This is a genomic window from Sporosarcina luteola, from assembly GCF_007991495.1.
Taxonomy (GTDB): domain Bacteria; phylum Bacillota; class Bacilli; order Bacillales_A; family Planococcaceae; genus Sporosarcina; species Sporosarcina luteola.
Map to the genome: position 1 here is coordinate 38,832 of NZ_BJYL01000027.1, position 13,525 is coordinate 52,356.

General features: G+C 44.0%; 14 protein-coding genes. 5 read left to right on the forward strand and 9 right to left on the reverse strand.

Annotated features, from left to right (window positions below):
* Positions 1-117: 117 nt before the first annotated feature.
* Both SLU01_RS10640 and SLU01_RS17985 read right to left on the reverse strand, forming a co-directional pair.
* Positions 118-1,734 (reverse strand): catalase, encoded by a 1,617-nt coding sequence (locus tag SLU01_RS10640; RefSeq protein WP_373866412.1) that lies wholly within the window; start codon positions 1,732-1,734, stop codon positions 118-120.
* A 155-nt stretch (positions 1,735-1,889) separates the two neighbouring features.
* Positions 1,890-2,066: a hypothetical protein gene (locus SLU01_RS17985; RefSeq protein WP_170232671.1), complete on the reverse strand. Its 177-nt coding sequence runs from the start codon at positions 2,064-2,066 to the stop codon at positions 1,890-1,892.
* A gap of 129 nt (positions 2,067-2,195) precedes the next feature.
* On the opposite strand from SLU01_RS17985, the gene SLU01_RS10645 reads away from it, so the two are divergent.
* Positions 2,196-3,782, forward strand: coding sequence for a M2 family metallopeptidase (locus SLU01_RS10645; protein WP_147058112.1), 1,587 nt, complete (start codon positions 2,196-2,198; stop codon positions 3,780-3,782).
* Between the two features lie 20 nt (positions 3,783-3,802).
* The gene (locus SLU01_RS10650) at positions 3,803-4,258 is read left to right on the forward strand and encodes a DIP1984 family protein (RefSeq protein ID WP_147058114.1); all 456 of its coding nucleotides are present in this window, start codon (positions 3,803-3,805) and stop codon (positions 4,256-4,258) included.
* Positions 4,259-4,803: 545 nt separating this feature from the next.
* Here the strand turns inward: SLU01_RS10650 and abc-f are convergent.
* From abc-f to SLU01_RS10670, 4 genes are all read right to left on the reverse strand, one after another.
* Entirely contained in the window at positions 4,804-6,633 is a 1,830-nt protein-coding gene (gene abc-f, locus SLU01_RS10660) for a ribosomal protection-like ABC-F family protein (RefSeq protein ID WP_147058119.1), read from the reverse strand.
* A gap of 113 nt (positions 6,634-6,746) precedes the next feature.
* On the reverse strand, positions 6,747-6,920 hold the full coding sequence (locus tag SLU01_RS18355; protein ID WP_308507723.1) for an RAxF-45 family protein: 174 nt from the start codon (positions 6,918-6,920) through the stop codon (positions 6,747-6,749).
* 19 nt (positions 6,921-6,939) lie between these two features.
* Entirely contained in the window at positions 6,940-7,410 is a 471-nt protein-coding gene (locus tag SLU01_RS10665; RefSeq protein WP_147058121.1) for a DinB family protein, read from the reverse strand.
* A gap of 74 nt (positions 7,411-7,484) precedes the next feature.
* On the reverse strand, positions 7,485-8,390 hold the full coding sequence (locus tag SLU01_RS10670) for a hypothetical protein (RefSeq protein WP_147058123.1): 906 nt from the start codon (positions 8,388-8,390) through the stop codon (positions 7,485-7,487).
* A 161-nt stretch (positions 8,391-8,551) separates the two neighbouring features.
* On the opposite strand from SLU01_RS10670, the gene SLU01_RS10675 reads away from it, so the two are divergent.
* Together SLU01_RS10675 and SLU01_RS18390 are read left to right on the forward strand one after the other, a co-directional pair.
* A complete protein-coding gene (locus tag SLU01_RS10675; RefSeq protein ID WP_147058125.1) occupies positions 8,552-10,129 on the forward strand; it encodes an FAD-dependent oxidoreductase in 1,578 nt (525 codons plus the stop codon).
* A gap of 105 nt (positions 10,130-10,234) precedes the next feature.
* Positions 10,235-11,104, forward strand: a complete 870-nt coding sequence (locus tag SLU01_RS18390; protein ID WP_308507724.1) for an SRPBCC family protein — start codon at positions 10,235-10,237, stop codon at positions 11,102-11,104.
* Positions 11,105-11,197: 93 nt separating this feature from the next.
* On the opposite strand, the gene SLU01_RS10685 is transcribed toward SLU01_RS18390, so the two are convergent.
* Complete coding sequence (locus tag SLU01_RS10685) at positions 11,198-11,473, reverse strand: hypothetical protein (protein ID WP_147058194.1); 276 nt, start codon at positions 11,471-11,473, stop codon at positions 11,198-11,200.
* 191 nt (positions 11,474-11,664) lie between these two features.
* On the opposite strand from SLU01_RS10685, the gene SLU01_RS10690 reads away from it, so the two are divergent.
* Positions 11,665-11,787, forward strand: coding sequence for a YjcZ family sporulation protein (locus SLU01_RS10690; RefSeq protein ID WP_147058127.1), 123 nt, complete (start codon positions 11,665-11,667; stop codon positions 11,785-11,787).
* An 80-nt stretch (positions 11,788-11,867) separates the two neighbouring features.
* Here SLU01_RS10690 and SLU01_RS10695 read toward each other — a convergent pair whose 3' ends face one another.
* The gene (locus tag SLU01_RS10695; protein ID WP_308507725.1) at positions 11,868-12,647 is read right to left on the reverse strand and encodes a DUF2268 domain-containing putative Zn-dependent protease; all 780 of its coding nucleotides are present in this window, start codon (positions 12,645-12,647) and stop codon (positions 11,868-11,870) included.
* A gap of 65 nt (positions 12,648-12,712) precedes the next feature.
* A complete protein-coding gene (locus tag SLU01_RS10700) occupies positions 12,713-13,519 on the reverse strand; it encodes an MBL fold metallo-hydrolase (RefSeq protein ID WP_147058131.1) in 807 nt (268 codons plus the stop codon).
* Positions 13,520-13,525 lie beyond the last annotated feature (6 nt).

The window sequence follows — 13,525 nt, forward strand, 5'->3', positions numbered from 1 at the left end:
AATCCATTCATTCTATGATGCTGATGGTATTTTAGAACATGTTGGCTGCATAAAAAAACAGAAGGCCAATGATGTTCAAACATCATGGCTTTCTGTTTGTAATCTGTATGTTTTATCTTAATAAGGCTCAGATTCATGCCCTTTTTCCTCGGCTATCTTTGGCGCTTTTTCTCCATCTTTATTGCCGAGTGGATGCATGCTGGAGCCGCCTTTTTTCGTATTCTCTAAACCTTCTCGAAGGCGGCTGCCGTATTCGTCATCTGCTTCTTCCGCAAGTGCAATCATCTTATCCTGGATGCGTGGGTCGCATTTAGATAGGTCGTTCACAAGATTTGTGATCAGTTCGTCCTTCTCCCAGCCTTCAAATGCCCGGTAAGTTTCACCCGCTTGTTTCGTATTGTCATTGCGATCGATTGATTCCCGGACGAGATTCCCTTCCACATGCGGCTTATGCTCAGTTGCCAACTGTTCAGCTTCTTCGAGACCTCCGAGAAGCGACGGTTCATAATTGATATGAGGGTTTTGTCCGGGGGCGCGGTCGACTTTATACTGCATCATTCCACCGCTTTGATTCGTCGCGACCCGTTTTTTCGGTGCATTGATCGGCAATTGAAGATAGTTTGCACCAATCCGGTGACGCTGCGTATCCGAATAGGAGAAAGTCCGCCCTTGCAGCATTTTATCGTCCGAAAAGTCAAGGCCATCAACGAGCACGCCTGTCCCGAAAGCGGCTTGTTCGACTTCGGTGAAATAGTCTTCAGGATTTTTATTCAATACTAATTTACCGACAGGCAGCCAAGGGAATTGGTCGTTCGGCCATAATTTCGTGTCATCCAACGGGTCAAAATCGAGCTCGGGATGCTCATCGTCGCTCATGATTTGGACGAATAGCTCCCATTCCGGGTAATCACCCTTTTCGATTGCATCGTACAAATCCTGCGTGGCATGGTTGAAGTTCTTTGCCTGAATTTCCTCGGCCTCTTTTTGCGTCAAGTTCTTAATCCCTTGTTTCGGTTCCCAATGGTATTTGACGAGGACAGCTTTTCCTTCGCTATTGATCCATTTATACGTATTCACACCGGAGCCTTGCATTTGCCGGTAGTTTGCAGGGATGCCCCAAGGGGAATAAATGAACGTCACCATATGGAATGACTCGGGAGAGCTTGCACAGAAATCAAAGAAGCGCTCACTGTCTTGGATATTCGTAATCGGGTCCGGTTTGAATGCATGGATCATATCAGGGAATTTAATGGAATCACGAATGAAGAAAATCTTAATATTGTTACCGACAAGATCCCAGTTGCCGTCTTCCGTGTAAAATTTGACTGCAAACCCGCGTGGATCCCGTAGCGTCTCAGGCGAATGCCCGCCGTGAATGACGGTTGAAAAACGGACGAACACTGGCGTTTGTTTACCTTTTTCCTGGAATAACTTAGCTCTCGTATAGTTGGAGACGGGTTCATCGCCTGCCGTTCCATACGCTTCAAAATAGCCATGGGCTCCTGCGCCTCGTGCATGGACGACCCGTTCGGGAACACGTTCACGGTCGAAGTGGCTTAATTTTTCTATGAAATCATAGTTCTCCAAAGTGGCAGGTCCCCTGTTTCCGATCGTCCTTAAATTCTGGTTGTTCGTGATTGGATGCCCTTGTCGATTGGTCAACGTCATCTCGTCTTCCGTATGATTTGGTGTCGCCCCTTTTTGATTGTCCTTCATTTTCGAATCCTCCTGAATTAGCATATTTCCCTTAGAGAAAGGGTCCATACTTCTAACCTTCCCATTTCGTTAGGAAGTCTAACCGAAATTGCCTGTTGCAAGTGCATAAAAAAATACGGTAAGCCGATGAGGGCCGCTCATCATTGGATTACCGTTGTTAAGTATGTCGTCCGTTATTTATTTTTTTCGCGTTTTGTCGGATTTTTGATTTTTGAATCAAAATCCTCAGCAAATTCTTGACTGCGGTTTTCCCCTAGATTATTCGTATTGCTGTTCGAATTAAGACCCCTCTTGTACAGTTCGAAACTATTATGAGTCCTCTCGTTCATCGTTTTCTTATTATTTTTCACGGATTGGTCACCTCCTACACGTACTATGGACGTGAATGAAAGATGTATACAATTTAAATACTATCTAAAAGGAATTTTCACTCCATTTGTCGAAGAAAGAATATATGACAATGAAATGGGGTAAATCATATGACAGTTGAACAGTTTTTAGAGGAACAAAATAACAAAATCAAGGATTTACATATGACAAGTGCGCAAAGCTCATGGATGGCGGCGACGACTGGGGAAGCTGAGTGGAATCAAAAGACAGCTGAAGCGCAGACCGCATTCAACACCTATCTTTCAAATGCGGAACGCTTTGAGCAAGTGAAGACGTATCTTGAACAAGATGATTTGACAGCGGTGCAAAAACGCCAACTGGAAAGTTTGCGTACAGGAATGGCTGGAAAGCAAATTCCTGAAGAAGATTTAAAGGAAATGGTGGAACGATCGACGGAATTAGTCGGCACATTTAATACATACCGTGCGATGATTGATGGAAACCCGGTATCGGAAAATGATGTGCGGCAAATCTTGATTAAAAGCAATGATTCCGCTGAACGTGAAAAGGCTTGGCATGCGAGTAAGCAGATTGGAAAGGAAGTTGAAGAAAAGCTGTTAACACTCGTTAAAAAACGGAATGAAGTCGCGCGTTCATTAGGCTTTGAAAACTTTCACCAAATGAGTTTTGAGCATCAGGAACTGGATCGGGACGAGGTCTTTTCTATCTTCCATAAACTGAAGGAACTTTCCGATGAGCCATTCCATCAAATGAAACAGGAGATGGACGGGGAATTGGCAGAACGCTTTGGTGTTTCCGTCGATGAGCTTCGTCCTTGGCATTATGCAGATCCGTTTTTCCAGGAGGCACCGCCTTCAAAGGAATTGGACTTGGACCCGTACTACGAAGAGAAAGACCTTGAACAATTGACGATTGATACATTCAAAAGCATGGGCATGGATATTACGGATATGTTGGCGAACAGCGACCTTTATCCACGCGACAAAAAGAATCAGCATGCATTTTGTACGGATATCGATCGGGAAGGCGATGTCCGTGTATTGTGCAACAACGTACCATCCGACTATTGGTCCGTTACAATGCTGCATGAATTCGGACATGCGGTTTATTTCAAATACGTCGATCCGACACTTCCATTCCTGCTAAGGTCTTGTGCCCATACATTGACGACGGAGGCGATTGCGATGCTCTACGGTCGATTCGGGAAAAATCCGGCTTGGCTCGAGAAGTTTTTAGGAATCGACGCAGCGGAAGTTGAAGAATTGAAGCCACTTATCAATGAATCGCTGCGCAAGCAAATGCTCATCGCAGGCCGCTGGATTATGGCGTTTTCCTTCTTCGAACGTGAACTATACGAAAATCCAGATCAAGATTTGAATAAATTATGGTGGAAACTTGTGAAAGATGTCCAATTCGTCAACCCGCCGGAGGAGCAGGATTTCCCACATTGGGCAGCAAAGATCCATTTTACGCTCGTACCGGTTTATTATCAAAATTACTTGCTGGGTGAATTGACGACGTCCCAATTGCAAACTCATATTGAGAAAAATATTTCTAAGGATCTGTTCACGCCGGAAGTCGGGGCATATTTGATGGAAGCGTATTTCAAGCCAGGTGCGCTTTATCCGTGGAATGAAAAGATTGAAAAAACAACTGGCGAGAAGTTGAATCCGCAGTATTTTATCGATCAATTCGTGTCGAACGTATTAGTGTAACTGAAAAAGGAGGGGATTGGATGAAGCTCGCAGAGGCATTAATTGCACGGGCGGATTACCAAAAAAGGGTTGAACAGCTGAAAAGAAGGATCAGCATGAACTTGAAGATCCAAGAAGGGGAACAGCCTGCAGAAGATCCGAATGAGATGCTGAGAGAACTTGACGTCATTATGAAAGAGTTGACGCTCTTAATCCAACGTATCAATAAAACGAATTGCTCCGTTCAATTCGATGAAACGAGAACGCTTGCGGATGCATTGACAGAGCGTGATCAGATTTGGGATAAACGATTGACGTTGTCGAAAATTGCGGAAGAAGCATCCATCCGGAATGATCGATATAGCCGCACCGAAATTAAAATCGTCAGCACAGTGGACGTCGCAGCGATTCAAAAGCAGGTCGACCAATTATCGAAAGCGTTCAGGGAAATGGATACGAAAATCCAAGGCTTGAACTGGTCTATTGATTTGATGTAGGAAAGATGTATCGGGCATGCCCGATTTAAAATGAAAGTCGGTAGCTGCCTATCGCAAAGGTGAGTGCAAAACCCCGCCGACTGGGCAAGTCGGACTCAATGGTAGGTAGACGGGGCTATACCAATCGGTTCAAATCCGTCATGAACAATTCAAGCCCAGTATAGTAACATGTGTACAAATCGAATGTAACTGTAACGACCATGCACTAATTTGCGTAGGCAGTGAGGGTGGGAACGGGGTCCCTTTATGGGAAAAGAGGGCATCTATGCTTAAAAGCGTAGGTGCTTTTTTTGTTTTTCAGGAAAACATGTCGTTTAAAAAGATATCGGTCATTTCCCGAAAGTTATCGATCATTTCCCGGCTATTATCGATCATTTCCCAACATATATCGATCATTTCCCAACATATATCGATCATTTCCCGCCTTATATCGATCAATTCAACGGATATATTGTTATTTTGTGACCTTTGACTCATCCGTCGTATCGAGAAAAAACGCCCCGACACCAGTTAAAAGATGTCGAGACGTTTTATTGAATCTTTCCTTATTCCACTTCCGCAAACCATAACTCATAATATGATGCTAACGTATTCTCTAAATCCACTATGAGCGATTCTTGCTCAACAGCTGGTTGCTCTTTCAACGAAGCGATTTTTGCTTCCAATGTCGCGATTTCCGTTTCAACATCCAAAGGCTTTGCCATCACAGGTTTCTTTTTTACGGTAGGTGTCGGTTTCGCTTCTTCTACCGTTCCAATTTCCCGGAATTTAGCTCGCGCCCAATCGAACGGCCCTTCAAAAGTTGTGAGGCTGCCGTCTTCCAGCCAGGCTGTGCGAGGAAATAATTTATTCAAAAAGTAACGGTCATGGGAAACAGCTAAGATTGTACCCGGGAAGTCTTCGAGCGCTTCCTCCAGTACTTCCCGTGATTCGATATCCAGATGGTTTGTCGGCTCATCCAGCAAAAGGAAGTTGATGTCCTGATGCATCAGCTGGGCTAGCCGCAATCGCATCCGTTCGCCGCCGCTCAAATCCGCAATCCGCTTGAAGACATCTGGGCCGTAAAACATGAACTTTGCGAGAATATGCCTTGCATCGCCCTCTGTCACACTCACACCTTCACGGAACACATCGAGCAATCGAGCTTTAGGATCGCCAATTTCAAAGTGTTGGGAAAGACTTCCCACTTTCACATTGCTTCCTAACTTACTCAAACCATCATCTACCGGCAATTCTCCTAAAAGCACCTTCAAAATAGTCGACTTTCCGCTACCGTTGCGCCCGACGATCACCATCCGATCTTTCCAATAAACATGGAGATTCGCTTCTCTTAGTAACTCCTGTTCACCGAAAGACTTCGATACAGCTTTCATGACGACAACTTCTTTCCCGCTTCGGGGTGCAGCATCGAAAGCTAAAGCCATTTTTTTTGGATCAATCAACGGCTTCCGAACTTTTTCCATTCGTTCAAGTGCCCGTTCCATATTGCGAGCTTGCCGATGAAGGCCTGCATTCGGGGGATTCGCTTCATTCGCCCATATGCGCAATCGTTTAATCGCTTCCTTCATTTTTCGAATCTTTTTCTGCTGTTCCTCATATTCCTGGAACTCCCGCATGAGTCGCTGCTCTTTCTCGATGACGAAATGGGAGTAATCACCATGATAAAGTTGAATCTCACCATTTTCCAAATCAGCAATTTTCGTGACGACGCAGTCAAGAAAATACCGGTCATGGGAAACAATCACAACCGTTCCCGCATATTCCTTTAGAAATTCCTCAAGCCATTCCACAGCAAAAAGGTCGAGATGATTCGTCGGCTCATCGAGCAGCAACAAATCTGGCTTCGTCAATAAAAGCCGACCAAGCATAATCTTTGTCTGCTCACCGCCGCTCAGTTGATCGAATGATCGTCCGACAAACGGCTTTAATTGCAATCCGGTTATAACTCGGTCAATTTCTGAATCCATCGCATAGCCATCGCGACTTGCGAACGTTTCCTGCAAATCACCGTACCGTTTAAGAAGCTTCTCCATTTCGTCAGGATCAGCGCTCGCCATTTTAATCTCTATCTTGGCCAGTTGTGCTTGCATTTCCGTTAAATCTTCAAAAGCGCTGTAAAGGACATCCATCCCTGTCGTCGTTTTTGCGAGTGTAGGGATTTGCGCCAAATATCCAATAGTCACACCTTTTTTGTAATGAATCAGACCGCTGTCAGGAGATTCAACCCCGGCGAGCAGTTTGAATAGAGTTGTCTTGCCGCTTCCATTACGTCCGACAACGCCTAAACGTTCACCTGTTTTGACTGCTAATGAAAGATTTTCAAAAATGCTATTTCCACCTAGCATTTTACTAATATTTTGTACTGTACATATCATCTGTTTTCGCTTCCTTTCGTTTTGCACACGAAATTCGGCAACAAAAAAAGACCGCAGTTAAGCGATCTTCCCCTAACTAATTGTAAGGAATGAAGTGCCGAACAGCTGTGTGATTACTGAAATTGTCTAAAAAAGGGCATAGCTATCCCGTTGTGTACAATTTCATGCGTAATCGCACATGAAGTGGATAAATATTCCAATAGGCTTTCACGTGCATACACAGTGTCCAACATTCCATCCTCACCTCCGTCCAATAATAGTAAGAATAGTTTACCACGACTATTCATTTGAAGCAATCAGTTTAATTTAAGCCATTTCTTTTGTCGGTCCCATGACGCCAGGTACTGCGAGTCCAGCTTGGCGCAGGAGCACTGTCATTTGCCCACGATGATGGGTTTGGTGGTCGATCAATGTACGCAAAAGTTTGCCGCGTACTATTTCGGTTCCGAATGCGGGAACTTTTTCAGTTAGTGATTCATCTGTTAACTTCGCAGTTTCTGTTTGAAAGGAATCCATCACTTTTTCATATGCTTTGACGATGTCTTCAACATTTGTCGGTACTGGTTCCGTGTGGGCAGGTACTTCGATTTTCATGCCAGTAAAGCCGCCGAATAGGCCTGCTGCGCCAACTAAATGCCATGCCAACCAGCCAAGGGAATTATGTCCCTCCACGATTGCCTGATCCAATTTGTCATCTGTGATCGCTTTAATGACATTCAATGTTCCTGCGGATGACGCGTTCCACTCTTCGATAAAATCTTCAACTTTACGATACATGTGAATCACTCCTTTGTTCTTCTCTATTAAGTATACCGAATAGGGTGTAGAGTGTCCTTGTAAAGCTCTTCAAGTTATTCGATAACAGATTTCCGATATACGATAGGCGTAAACCTCTTCCATTCTTCAACTAATTCTCCCCAGTCTACAATCTTCCATGGATTGAAGAAGGTCTGTCCGTTTTTATTAAAAAATAGCGTATTTTCAATACAATAGGCAGCATGTTGAATGATTTCTTTCTCATCAACCCATACGACGACATCTCCGCATGTGAATCGGTCATCCGTTTTCGAGAAAGCTGCATTCTTTAAACCGAGCGCAAATGTGTCGCCATGAACCCATTCATGGGTAATCCATTCATCCATGTCTGGAGAAGAACTGATGGCAAATAGCGCAGCCGCAAGACAGTTTGCCCCGGGTTCGGTAGAAAATGTATTTGCGTATCCCGACAAGTGGGCAGGGGTTGACGCGGGTACTTGAATAGATGTCCATTCATCGTAAAGCTGCGCCGTTCTGCAAATGATTTCTTCTTTGACGAAAGTCGGCAGTTCCATCCACATTGCTCTTTGCAGAATCCCAATCTGCTCACCATGTACTTCGATTATATAATCCTTCGGGAATAAATGATCGTCAGTCAGTATCGCAAGTGGTCCTGTCAACCCTCTTCCTAACTCATATTGAAGCTTAAAGAGAGCTTCTTGCCTCTCATTTGGCAATGAGGAGATCCAATCGGGATGGGCCACAATGACAAATTCAACATCCTTGGAGATATTCCAATACATATAACTGTTCACCATTTGGATGCCTGTATAGGAGGCATGTTTGAAAAACTCCTGTTTCGGAAAAAGCAAAGTACCTTCTAGATTGTCTTGATAAAGCGATAAATCGGTTTCCCTTATGAAAAATAAATCCTTTTCAGGTACGTAATTTTCAATCCAACTATCCAGTTGTTTTTCGGTCGGACGAATCATGATTTTCATATTGATCACCTTTTCTGTTTAATGAACTTTCTTACAATGTTAACCAAGTTGCGGTTGCAGTCAATAGCTATTTTGAAGACGGGACCTTTCATCCAATATGTATACGTAATCGTGATTGATGGGAAGCCTGTCTACAGTACATCGTACAGGAGGATTTTAGGATGAATAATCGTCAATTGAATGGGAAATTGCCAGAGCACCCGGAACCGTTTTGGAGGACGAGTGTTGAATTTCCGACATTCCAGAGTCTGAAAGAAGATTTAGAGGTGGATGTGATTATCGTCGGAGCCGGGATTACGGGCATCACCTCCGCATATTTACTCGCGAAGGAAGGTCTGAAAGTCGCCGTTATTGAGGCGGATAAGGTCTTGAACGGGACAACCGGGCATACGACAGCGAAAATTACAGCGCAGCATGATTTGATTTATGATGAATTTATTCAAAACATGGGGCGAAGTACAGCGAGATTATATTTTGAAGCGAATATGGAAGCATTGGAATTCATCAGGAAAACAGTGGAGGAACAAGGGATTGATTGTGATTTCACAACGGTAGATGCATATATGTACGCAACGAGTGATAAGTACGCCGAAAAGATTAAGAAGGAAGCGGATGCGTATAAAAGACTGCAGATAAATGGCGGATTGATTGATGGCATCCCTTTTGATATTGATGTGAAAAACGTACTTGTCATGAAGGATCAGGCACAGTTTCATGTGACAAAATATTTAGTGCATCTGATTGATTTATTTATAAAAAGGGGCGGGCAGATTTTCGAGGATACAGTGGCGGTCAATATTGAAACGGGCGAACAGCCGGTTGTTCTGACGCGGGATGAGAATCGGATATCGGCTAAGCATGTTTTGGTTTGCACACACTTTCCGTTTTACGAAGGAACAGGGCTTTATTCCACAAGGATGTACGCGGATCGTTCGTACGCTCTTGCGGTTAAATCCAAAAAGAAGTTCCCTTCCGGCATTTTCATCAGCGCTGACGAGCCGACCCGCTCTTTCCGTTCAATTCAGGAAAATGGGGAAGAATTGGTTCTCATCGTCGGCGAAAATCATAAAACGGGTCAAAGCCCAGTGGAGACGATGGAGCATTATAAGGCGCTTGAGACATTCGGAGAAGAGGTTTTCGGTCTTGAAGAAATCAAGCAACGATGGTCTGCACAGGATTTGGTTACGCTCGATAAACTCCCTTATATCGGAGAGATAACGACTGGAAATCCGAATATCCTCATTGCTACGGGCTTTCGGAAATGGGGGATGTCGAATGGAACTGCTGCAGCATTGCTTTTCAGAGATAAGGTTACAGGAAAACAAAATAGGTTTGAAAAATTGTTTACACCATCCAGATTCTATGCGCATCCGAGCTTGAAGAATTTCCTAGTCCAAAATGCGAATGTCGTTGGGCAATTAATCAAGGGCAAGCTAGATTCGCCGAATAGGAAGCCGGAAGATTTAGCGAAGGGGGAAGGCGCAGTGATCACGCTTGATGGGCATCGGAAAGGGGCTTATCGGGATGATGATGGGAAGATCCATATCGTGGATACGACGTGCACCCATGTCGGTTGTGAAGTCGCATGGAACAACGGTGACAAAACATGGGACTGCCCCTGCCACGGCTCGAGATTTACATTTACGGGCGAAGTGATTGAGGGACCTGCGGAAAAACCGTTGCAGAAGTACGATTATACGATGATGGATAATTTGACCTCGGAGGATTCGGGGTATTAATTAAACTAAGCGAAAGCATCCAAATGATTGGGTGCTTTTTTCATTGAAGGGATTTCTTCTTAGAAAATCGAATAAGTACGAATGATGATTGTAGGAGGGAGCGGTTTGACGTTTGAGGAATTGGTGGACGAAACAGGTTGCATGATTTCATTTGAACAAGTAAGTATGCCAAGCGGCGAAGGGATCAACTTGCAAATCCTTGTGAATAAAGCGGAAGAAGGTTGGCATTTACGCGTTCAGCCTCAACCAGATATAGAGGTCAAGACGTATCAGATTGACTTTCCGTATTATGTTACTTTTTTGACGGCTGTGGATGATCATACACGGTGGAATGACCGGGAGAGATTCAGGGGTAATGCATTTCGTATTTATGAGCAAACGCCCTTCTTGGAGTATTTGAAGAATGACTTTTTGTCATCAACTAATTTCATAGGGAAAGAACTGACTTTATATGGATTGGCGTGCATAGATCACATTGTCTATATTGCTTCTTATGTTGAGCCGATTGTGAAGGAAATCAGTTTAGAAAACGAAGGGAAGTTAATGAAAATGGATACAACAATCAAAACAAAAATGAAAATCAATAAGCCGGCAAGTGAAGTGTTTGAGGCGATTGTCAACCCTGAGAAAATGGGTGGGTATTGGTTTTCTTCCGGCACGGGCAGAGTTGAGCAAGGGGAGCTGATTACTTGGAGGTATGAGGAATACGGAGCCGAAGGAAGTATCAATGTCTTGAAGGTGAAGGAGAACGAGGAAATTGTTTTCTCTTGGGGCGATACGACGGTTACGATGATCTTTCTAGAAGCAGAAGGAAATACGATCATTGAAGTGACTGAGTCAGGAATCAAAGCGGATGACCCGGATATGATTGCTAAAATGCTAGGACAAAAAGAAGGTTGGGTGTATATGCTTACGTGTCTGAAAGGGTACGTGGAAAACGGCATAACGACATTGAGGGCTTCGTTGGTTCATTAAAAGGAGACGGGGTGAAAAACGAAAAGCTCGAAAACACCCCGGGTTGCAGACAAGCTCATCGTCCGCAATCCGGGGCTTTTTCAACAGATTAAGTTACCAAAACGGAATTAAAGCAAACGTTGCAATGGCGCCTAATGCAATGCCGAAAGCAAATGCAATACCACGGCCTCTTCCACCAAATCCATAACCGTATCCAAATCCATATCCAAATCCGCCCAAGTTCCTTTGCCGGCCGAATGGCTGTATATAGACCCTATTATTCCTTACACCTTGAATGATGCCTCTATGGGTTCGTCCATCCCGAGTTCCGATGACGACAGATCGCCCGATATGCCGACTACAGAGGGCATGATAATGTTGAACTGACATCGTGTTTGTCACCCCATTTCGATTGAACATACAACATCATATGTGGAAAATGGTGTTTCATAATGGACAAACATACTAAGGGTTTTTTGAAAACTTGGTGCAAGTGCAATGGAAAACTAGGGGAATGCCCGGGGCAGGTATGATTTTATGACATAGAATGAAAGCATCAGGTTCTTTGGAGGTGTGGAAGAATGTCGAATGAGGTTGGTGGTGCAGGTGTAGGCTACGGTGGCGGATATACGTTGATCGTAGTTTTGTTTATTCTTTTGATTATTGTTGGGGCATCCTATTGGGGTGGAGGATTCAACTACTGATAGGCTTTGCTTACTGGAGCGAAACGGTGTATTTTAATATAAATGGAAAAAGGGCGCAAACATTTGCGCCCTTTTTCCATTTATTCCAGTTGGGCGATTAGAGCTGATGGTAAATCTAGCAAATCCTTTGAATGTATATCTTTGTTCTTGACATACATCTTCACTAAATAATATCCAACACAGTAGCCAGCCATTTTAGGATATTTGCCAAATCCGTACAATACGTCATGATGGGTTTTGGTCTTTTTTAAATGATCCTTTTTGGGATAGACCAATTCCTTCCACATGTTCGCGAGTTGCTGATTGGAATAGAGCGAAAGCCAACTGCCGTTATTATCCTCGCCCATCCGCTCGTAAACCGCCCACTCGGCTAGCCCTTCCAAGATAATCGAATCCAGCAATACGTACGCGTCTTCCGGTTTCTCGTATTTCGATAAGCGGCATACATGATTGTATTCATGGGTCAATATCGCTTTCATTTCACGTTCTGTGTTTTGGGGTGAGATAAATAAAAATAATTTATCTTTATATGCGAGTCCCGATTTTCCATTAAAGTCGCGGATAAGCAATTCGTTTCCTGGATCCGATGGGAAGATGAAGATTGGAATATTGGGGCCGTTCCAAGCTTGTTGCAATTGTTCAAATTCATGTTGCACGATTCCCCATACATTATTTTCCTGAAGCTTTCGTATAAGGCGAATGCCGTCCTTCGCGGAGCCATACATACCAAACGATTGTAAGTAGTGATAAATATCCCTAACAGAAGCGCTAGGGAAATAGGCGGTCAGTTGCTTGCATATTCGAATTGGATCGCCTTCCGCCGTTAATACCCATTCATTCGTGCTAATTACACTCAACATCCATCCTCCTCTGAACTATCATATGCAAGGATGTAGAAGTTGAATGAAATGTTTCGTTAAACGGTTCATCCATTCAGGATCGATCTGACGATATGGATCGAATCCCATTCCCCGAACGAAAAAAGGGTAATGGGGTATTTCTTTTGGAAGAGCTCGGAGTGGATTTCTTTTTCCGTGTATCCTTTCTTGTGAAGGGAATATGTTTTTTCCTGCAGCTCTTGTAAGTAATTAAGTTTATTACCGAGTGTTTTGCGACCATTTTTCACATAGCCTGCATGGCAGCAGAATAGCTCGCCGAAATCATAAGTCAGCGTCTTTTCAAGGGAATCGATAATTACTGGGATACTCTCTTCACGCAAGATGACTTTCGTGCGCGGGTGTACATATAAGTCGCCTGAAAATAATTGCCCTGTTTCGCGATTCAAAAAAGCTAAATGATCTTTTGCGTGCCCCGGAGTCTCGATGACATCCCAAGTGGCGCTTCTTGATTCAAATGTCTTTCCGATCGGCTCCGCGTGAAAGGGGCGTCTTTTTCCCCAGAATAACCGACGGTACAGCGGATAATCCGCTTTTTGTTTACATTCTTCTATTGTCATTTCATTCATGAATAAAGGCAATCCGTACGCTTGTTGCAAGTATGCTGCCCCTCCAGTATGGTCTTCATGGAAATGGGTGATGACGGCTTTATCTACGTCAGCTTGGGCGAAAAATGGTTTGAACTCATTCAGCAATGATTGGGAACCCGTGTCAATCAACACCCCGTCCGTCTCAAAGCAATGGACGTTCAACTTTACACTTTGCATCGACACTCGTCCATTGATGAATCGGACATCGCCGGTTTCTCCGATGCTCGTACTCTTCTTTAAAAACATCTTCTT

Bases quoted from the DNA above. Each gene is read 5' to 3' on its own strand.
- SLU01_RS10645 (WP_147058112.1), top strand. From the start codon at position 2,196: ATGACAGTTGAACAGTTTTTAGAGGAACAAAATAACAAAATCAAGGAT.
- SLU01_RS10650 (WP_147058114.1), top strand. From the start codon at position 3,803: ATGAAGCTCGCAGAGGCATTAATTGCACGGGCGGATTACCAAAAAAGG.
- abc-f (WP_147058119.1), bottom strand. From the start codon at position 6,633: ATGATATGTACAGTACAAAATATTAGTAAAATGCTAGGTGGAAATAGC.
- SLU01_RS18355 (WP_308507723.1), bottom strand. From the start codon at position 6,920: ATGAATAGTCGTGGTAAACTATTCTTACTATTATTGGACGGAGGTGAG.
- SLU01_RS10665 (WP_147058121.1), bottom strand. From the start codon at position 7,410: ATGTATCGTAAAGTTGAAGATTTTATCGAAGAGTGGAACGCGTCATCC.
- SLU01_RS10670 (WP_147058123.1), bottom strand. From the start codon at position 8,390: ATGAAAATCATGATTCGTCCGACCGAAAAACAACTGGATAGTTGGATT.
- SLU01_RS10675 (WP_147058125.1), top strand. From the start codon at position 8,552: ATGAATAATCGTCAATTGAATGGGAAATTGCCAGAGCACCCGGAACCG.
- SLU01_RS10685 (WP_147058194.1), bottom strand. From the start codon at position 11,473: ATGTCAGTTCAACATTATCATGCCCTCTGTAGTCGGCATATCGGGCGA.
- SLU01_RS10690 (WP_147058127.1), top strand. From the start codon at position 11,665: ATGTCGAATGAGGTTGGTGGTGCAGGTGTAGGCTACGGTGGCGGATAT.
- SLU01_RS10695 (WP_308507725.1), bottom strand. From the start codon at position 12,647: ATGTTGAGTGTAATTAGCACGAATGAATGGGTATTAACGGCGGAAGGC.
- SLU01_RS10700 (WP_147058131.1), bottom strand. From the start codon at position 13,519: ATGTTTTTAAAGAAGAGTACGAGCATCGGAGAAACCGGCGATGTCCGA.